The organism is Corallococcus praedator (genome assembly GCF_003612125.1).
Classification (GTDB): Bacteria; Myxococcota; Myxococcia; order Myxococcales; family Myxococcaceae; genus Corallococcus; species Corallococcus praedator.
Genome location: NZ_RAWI01001450.1, coordinates 1 through 385 on the forward strand (window position 1 = coordinate 1; position 385 = coordinate 385).

Annotated in this window: 1 protein-coding gene; it reads right to left on the minus strand. The window is 55.1% G+C overall.

Features of this window, described 5'->3' with window-relative positions; translation table 11 throughout:
* On the minus strand, nucleotides 1-385 hold a 385-nt coding region (locus D7Y13_RS46780; protein ID WP_208734772.1), incomplete at both ends, for a hypothetical protein.

Consider the following 385-nt stretch of genomic DNA (forward strand, 5'->3'; position numbering starts at 1 on the left):
GCCCGTTGAGCGTGTTCGTTTCGTTTTCAAGCTGCCGCTGAAGGTCGTTGTATTGGCCTGCGATCGCTGGAAAGCCAGCCAGTCGCTGATTAAACTGACCGCGTGCCTGCGCCACCTGCTGATTGCGGACTTCCAAAACTTGAACCTGGTTAGCTGCGGCGACGAGCTGGTTAATCAAGTCAACGCGGACTGAATTTTGAAAGCCCAAAACGTTGGCTCCTGGGGATGCACCAACAACTTGCTGAGCTTCGCGATCTCGCAGAGCAGTTAGGTTCGCCTGTTGCTCTCGCAGCCGCTGCACAAATGGACTTTCCTCGGTCGAGCGGGCAGTTTCGATCGCAAGCTGGCTTTCTACAATTTGAAGCTGCTCTAGCGTGGCGAGGTA